This is a genomic window from Zarconia navalis LEGE 11467 (assembly GCF_015207075.1).
In the GTDB taxonomy this organism is placed as follows: Bacteria; Cyanobacteriota; Cyanobacteriia; order Cyanobacteriales; family Geitlerinemataceae; genus Zarconia; species Zarconia navalis.
Genome location: NZ_JADEXN010000330.1, coordinates 1 through 6,118, shown reverse-complemented (window position 1 = coordinate 6,118; position 6,118 = coordinate 1). Strand labels below are relative to the sequence as shown.

Here is a 6,118-nt window from a genome sequence, read left to right as displayed (position 1 = left end):
AAACGACCCACCCGACAACGATCGATCGTACTGACGGCTAAATACTGAATGCTTGTGAATAATATCAAGTTCGGTTAAAGACTTACAATTTCAGTTCGGGTGAGCATTGGGGGCATGGGGAGAGAGTTAGAGAAAAAATTCAGCAATTGCGCTCTTTTTGTCACGAATTATCCGAACTTGATATAAATTATCCATTGCGGCTCCCTCAAAATTGCGATCGACAAGAGAACAGAATTTGATAAAATCGAGCTTTCGTTGCCTTCATTAATCCTATGAAATTTGAATACACTTATACCCGCCTCAACGTTGCCGACTACGAAGCGTGCAAACAATTTTACAGTCAAGTTTTGGGCTTTGAAATTGCGTTTGTAGACGATAACGATCGATATGTCGAACTGACAACGGGAGACACTCGGATAACGCTATTCGATCGGAAAAACTTAAAAGAGTTTGTCGGACAAAAAGAAACCCTCACTTACGATCGCCATTATGCCGGTATTGCCCTGAGCTTTCAAGTCGCGAATTTAGAAGAAGCGATCGCTCATTTACAATCGAACGGTATAACATTAGTCAATCAGCCATGGGATTTTCCCGATCGGGGTTTTATTTCTGCATGTTTTCGCGACCCCGATGGCAATCTCATCGAGTTGCAGCAGCTTTTACTCGATACGATAAATGGTTGAAGCGCTCGAGTGGAATCAAACTGCGACGTGGGTTGACAAATTCACCGTTGTATGAATTTAAATAGCTAGTTTATTCTAGGTAAAAAGATGGAAAACTCTCAAGAAGATTCCCAAGACATTATCGGTTCTCAACTGACCGACATTCAAAACTTACTCAAACAATTCAATACTCGCTTATCGGCGATCGAATCGCAGCTCGAGAAAGACTCCACCCCCTCAGATTCCTCCACTGATATTGGCGATCGTCTCGATCGAATCGAGAAAAACTTACTTCTAATTCCCGATCTTTATCGATACAGAAAACTACAAAATCATCTCGCTTCTGGCGAGTGGTCTGATGCCGACTACGAAACCATTCATTTAATTTTGGATATTTCCGGAGAATCCGAGCTAGAAAATCTAACCCCCAGCGAAATCGAGCAGTTTCCCTGTAATGCCCTCAAGACTATCGATCGACTGTGGCGCGAGTATAGCGACGGTCGCTTTGGTTTCCTAACTCAACTCGAACTCTATCAAAGTATCGGTGGAGATTTAACCTCAACCATCCGACAAGATCGAGCGCTCGTGGAGAAATGGGGGGACAAAGCGGGGTGGCGAGTCAACGGGAAATGGCTCAAATGTAGCGAGTTAGACTACTCCCTATCGGCTCCGGAAGGATGCCATCCCTCGCGGTGGTGGAATTCTCCCTACGGCTCGAAAATGACGAACTATTTCCTCGCCCGCTTGATGGCGTGCGAACTGACTGGATGAATCACCCCAGACCCCCCTTACTCCGACTATATATCGCGGGAGAAAACGATCGCGATCGTCATGCCACTTGGTTAGAGCTATTCTTCGACTTGGTATTCGTCTTTGCGATCGCCGAACTCGCCCACCAACTCCACAGCGATTTGAGCTGGACGGGCATCGCGGGATTTGCCGCCCTGTTCGTTCCCGTTTGGTGGCTGTGGATCGACTTTAGCTACTACGCCGACCAGTTTGATGTCAACAACGGCCCCTATCGCCTAGTGATGCTCGGGGTCATGTTTGGATTGGTGGTGATGGCCCTGACGGTTCCCGACGCACTGGATGGCGGTGCTGCTGAGTTTGCCACCATGTACGCGACGCTGCGGCTGGTCATCATTTTTTTATACGTGCAAGCATGGCGGTTCGTTCCTCAGTCGCGAGAACTCACCGCCCGATACGTTCTGAGCTTTTCCGTTGCCTTTTTCCTGTGGCTGATATCCATTGCCATGCCAGAACCCACTTGCTTTTGGCTGTGGGCTGTTGCCCTACTCATTGAGATTTCCAACGGCCCGATTACCTACCTAACCATTCGCTGCGTACCCACTCAAAACTCCCACATGGACGAGCGGTTCGGTTTGTTTGTCATCATCGTGTTGGGAGAAGCCATCATTGCCGTCGCAACCGGCGTGGCCGAAACTGACTGGCAGTTGGGTAGCATTCTGACGGGGATCGGTGGCTTTGTGGTTGCGGTGAGCCTATGGTGGATGTATTTCGAGCGAGCCGATGAGTCTGTCATCAACCAGGCATTGCGGGGGGGCAAAATGGACTTGCTCCGGTCTTATATCTACGGCTACAGCCACATTTTCGCGTTTATGGGCATTGTTGCCACCGGAGTGGGGATTCAGTTTGCGATCGAAGCCGCAGCCGGTCATAGCTTTGGAACCGAGGCTCGCACCGTTCTCTGTGGCGGTGCGGCGATCTTCCTGATGGGGGTGACGACTTTGCAGTGGGCCTCTCCGAATCCCTTGCCTGGGAAGGTTATCGCAGCACGATTGACGACGGCCGCTCTAACGGTTCTTCTGATTCCCGTCGGTGTCTGGCTGTCTCCTCTGGCGATCGTTGGCTGGATTTCGATCGCGTTTGTTGCTCTCAATCGATTTGATGGTATTCCTTTACCTGCCGGACAGGTGTGAGGGGGGGAGCACTTCGACAGGCTCAGTGACCGGGGACGGGGAGACTGACAGGTGTAGTTTTTTTACAATTAGGAAGAGTTGTGGGCAAAAAAGGAGTCCATGGGAGTGTGAGGAAAATGCCGCCAAGGAGAAAGGCGAATGGGCAAATTGTTGAGTAAATTGGCAATCAGTGCAATCGAACCGAGGAGAAAACAAGACAGGGAGCGTCCCGATTGAAGTTGTGGGGAGGTCACAGAGTCGGAGTGTTCGGCATGACCCCCAAGAATAATCATCCAGAGAGTCGCCACAGCCAGAACTAACCAAAGTCGTTCGGCTCGTTGAGGGTCGAGTAAACGGGTACGATGCCATTGCCAGCCATCAGATTTGAGATCTCGGTAAACACATTCGGTCGAAGAACGTAGACCGTACCAAAGAATATCTGCCTGTGTCGGGTCAAGGTCAGTGACAACCAACCAAGGGTCTTTGTAGTCGGGTTCCCAACGAGCCAGAAGAGTACAACGAAGAGGACGAGTCCTGAAGCAGACCACTAGACCGGACCAAGAGAGTCCGGGGTGATGGACCAACTTAGCCAGGGGTCGCCATGTGTTTTGGTCGCGAAGACGATAAGTGCCTTGGTGGTTGATACGCAAAAAAGGATGCCAGCCTGCATTTTGAATACATTCATAGAGCCAGTCGGCATACAAACCTCGGTCAGCGGTCACAATCACCTCAAAGTGAGGAGGAATCACACCTTGAACCTGTTGAATGAGTTGAAGCCAGTGGGGTTTCCAACTTCCGGGTTCCGTGGCATGGACAATTGTCCATGCCACAGGAATGCCACACCCAGCTAGCAACACGTTCATCGAAAGTACAGTAAACTTTTGACCGATGCTGGTGGCATCAACCGCCAAAGCGATGCGTTCTACATTTGACGGTAGCAAACTCATCACCCACAACAGTAATGGAGCAAAGCAACTACTTACATCGAGATGACGACGATGCTGCCCTTTTTTAGCGTTGGCTTCTTGATACCATTCTTTTAACCTCTGTCGAACGGTATTGGTTTTTTCCCCATTCACCCCGGCGATGAATTTTGAGACTCGGGTTAAACTGCTAGATTTAGTCATCACCACACCGAAGCTCCATGTCGCGAGTCCTATAGCTTGGGGCAAAGACAGGTGGGGCATTTGCTTGGAGACTATCGACGACCAATCTTTGAGATGCTGATTTTTCAACATTTGGCTTCCTCGAAGGCTATTGTTGAGTGACCACTCGCGCGGGGAACACGAATAAACGATTGCTCTGACTCGGCTCAAATTTCCCTTCGAGCGAGCGCCCTGTCAACCGAGTCGCGGAACCATCTTATTTCCCCCCATTGTCAGTCCACACTCACTCCTTTGTAAAAAACCTACACCTGTCAGGCTCCCCCAGCTCCCCCAGCTCGCCTCACGAGGAATTATAAGTGTTTAACCGAACTTGATGTTATGCCCCATTCTCCATCCTCACTTCTTCGTCAAGTCGATAAATTGAGCTGGAGAAACCCGCCAGAGTTGTTCCAAACGATTGGCTGGAATGGTCATATAGAGAATATCTCCTTCACACAGACGCGCTTCGAGTAAATCCCACGCATGGAAAATTTGACCGGGGGTTTTGAGATAGAGAGGAACGAAATCGCTTTGCATTGCTGCCTCTTTGACGCGCTGGCCGCAAAAGGGGTGCCCGGCGGTAATTTTCATCGATAGGGCAATCCACAGACTCCCCGCTGTCATGCCGTTGCCAAACACTCTCCCCCCCAAAGCCGCTGCGGCAAAGGCCGGGGCCGCCAACTCGATCGGGGAGAGAACTGAGTCGAACTCGAACACTTGCTGGACGCGGAGGGCAAACTGGGGATCGCGATCGCGGACGATGACGCGCAAGTTTGGAACCAGACCCTTTGCAGTTAGGGCAATTTCGAGGTTGGTCATGTCATTGCTGGTGACGGCCACCAACGCTTCGCAGGTATGGATATTCGCTGCTGCCAGGATTTCGGGGACGCTGGCATCCCCCTGAATGACGGGAACGTTGAGAGATTGAGCCAGACCTAAATATCGACCGTTGGGATCGCACTCGATGGCGACCACTTCGCATCCATCGAGCTGAAGTTGCTTGACGGTCTGGACGCCAATCCCCCCTAATCCGCAGACGATATAGTGATGTTTTGGGGGAATTGGGGCGGCTTTCCATAACTTTCGGAAGCGAGTTCCCAGGATCAGATCGTTGAGTAGGGCGTAGCAAATACCAATAACGCCAGCGCCGACGAGCATCATCGCCGCCGTGAAAATTTTAATGAACCCTGGGGCTTCTTCGGCAACTTCTTCTTGTCCCCCCGCACCGGTAATCATACCCACGGAAAAGTAGAGGGCATCGACGAAGGAGGTTTCTGAATTGATGGCGGTATAGGTGAGAGTGGCCAGAAAAATTGTTAGGAGTAGCGTCAGGACAACGAGAACTGCCGACTGGGTTTGCTCGCGCAGTTGCCGCAAGCGAGTCATCAGTTTGGTGAACTTTTGCCGTAGGGATTTTTTGACCCGGATGCTGGGTTTGGTGGCGACAATGAGACGATCGCCCACTTGTACGCGATTGCCTTCGAGGACGGCAGAAACTAGATCGGTGTTACCTCTCGCGGGTAGGTAATAAATCAGCATTCGAGATAGATCGTCCCAGAGTTCCGGCAGCGAGAGACCGTTCCAGGGATGGTTGCGATCGATGTATTCTTCGTGCATCGGCCAAACTTGTTGGTAGAGGGTCAGTTGACCGATAGCTTGGGAACCGAGGGCGGCAAAGGCGAATACGGGAGCGGCTAAAGCGGAGACGCTCAGACTGACGTGGGCCGCAAGAGTGCGATCGACCCGATCGCCCAAACTGGTATTGAAAAGGCGGTTGACGATGTAAATTTTGGGGTTGAGCAGACGAGCTTGCACTAAAATCGCCAGGTTCAAAGAATCGTCCGAACTCGCCAGTATCAGGGTGTGAGAGTCCAGAATCCCCGAAGCAATTAAGGTGGCGCTCGATCTGGCATCGCCCACAACGATATTTTCCGTCTCGTGGGGTAACGCTCGATTACTGATCCCCACGACAAACGTTCCCTGCTGTCGTAACAATGAAAAAATTTTATACCCAGTGCGACCCAAGCCGCAGACAATAATTCGGGGTTTCATACTTCTAGATGTCATCAATATTTGAGGAACCGGTGCATCCCGATGGTGACGCGAGTGACGGGATACTCTCGCGAAAAACGGTTCGTTGGCGCGATCGCCACGTCTGGTTAGATCGTGGCGTAATTGTTGCACCCCTTACTGTAGCTCAAAATACTTTTGACGGTAGGATGTGACAGGATTTGAAGCGCGCGGTTACCCCATCGAGCCGGGGTAGGCACAGGGGCACTACCCCTACCTGTCAATTGAGTTTTGAGAGATAGATTTTCTCCCAATCTTCCCCTCTCCCCCTCCAAACGTAATCCCTCATTGCGCATTGGTGACTGGTATGGGCTGTATTCAC

At 50.9% G+C, this 6,118-nt stretch carries 5 protein-coding genes; 3 read left to right on the top strand and 2 right to left on the bottom strand.

Going from position 1 to position 6,118, the window contains the following annotated elements; genetic code table 11:
* Positions 1 to 272: 272 nt before the first annotated feature.
* The 3 genes from IQ235_RS16120 to IQ235_RS16110 all read left to right on the top strand — a co-directional run bounded on the left by IQ235_RS16120 (position 273) and on the right by IQ235_RS16110 (position 2,602).
* Positions 273 to 683: a VOC family protein gene (locus IQ235_RS16120; protein WP_264322460.1), complete on the top strand. Its 411-nt coding sequence runs from the start codon at positions 273 to 275 to the stop codon at positions 681 to 683.
* Positions 684 to 770: 87 nt separating this feature from the next.
* Complete coding sequence (locus tag IQ235_RS16115; RefSeq protein ID WP_264322459.1) at positions 771 to 1,433, top strand: GUN4 domain-containing protein; 663 nt, start codon at positions 771 to 773, stop codon at positions 1,431 to 1,433.
* Positions 1,340 to 2,602 carry a low temperature requirement protein A gene (locus IQ235_RS16110; protein ID WP_264322458.1) on the top strand — a complete coding sequence of 421 codons (1,263 nt, stop codon included), beginning with the start codon at positions 1,340 to 1,342 and terminating at the stop codon, positions 2,600 to 2,602. Before IQ235_RS16115 ends, IQ235_RS16110 begins: the two co-directional genes overlap by 94 nt.
* 68 nt (positions 2,603 to 2,670) lie before the next feature.
* Here the strand turns inward: IQ235_RS16110 and IQ235_RS16105 are convergent, their stop codons facing one another.
* Together IQ235_RS16105 and IQ235_RS16100 are read right to left on the bottom strand one after the other, a co-directional pair.
* Positions 2,671 to 3,819 (bottom strand): transposase, encoded by a 1,149-nt coding sequence (locus IQ235_RS16105; protein ID WP_264322457.1) that lies wholly within the window; start codon positions 3,817 to 3,819, stop codon positions 2,671 to 2,673.
* Between the two features lie 264 nt (positions 3,820 to 4,083).
* Positions 4,084 to 5,778 (bottom strand): potassium channel family protein, encoded by a 1,695-nt coding sequence (locus IQ235_RS16100; protein WP_264322461.1) that lies wholly within the window; start codon positions 5,776 to 5,778, stop codon positions 4,084 to 4,086.
* Between the last annotated feature and the right edge of the window lie 340 nt (positions 5,779 to 6,118).

Bases quoted from the DNA above. Each gene is read 5' to 3' on its own strand.
- IQ235_RS16120 (WP_264322460.1), top strand. From the start codon at position 273: ATGAAATTTGAATACACTTATACCCGCCTCAACGTTGCCGACTACGAA.
- IQ235_RS16115 (WP_264322459.1), top strand. From the start codon at position 771: ATGGAAAACTCTCAAGAAGATTCCCAAGACATTATCGGTTCTCAACTG.
- IQ235_RS16105 (WP_264322457.1), bottom strand. From the start codon at position 3,819: ATGTTGAAAAATCAGCATCTCAAAGATTGGTCGTCGATAGTCTCCAAG.
- IQ235_RS16110 (WP_264322458.1), top strand. From the start codon at position 1,340: ATGCCATCCCTCGCGGTGGTGGAATTCTCCCTACGGCTCGAAAATGAC.
- IQ235_RS16100 (WP_264322461.1), bottom strand. From the start codon at position 5,778: ATGAAACCCCGAATTATTGTCTGCGGCTTGGGTCGCACTGGGTATAAA.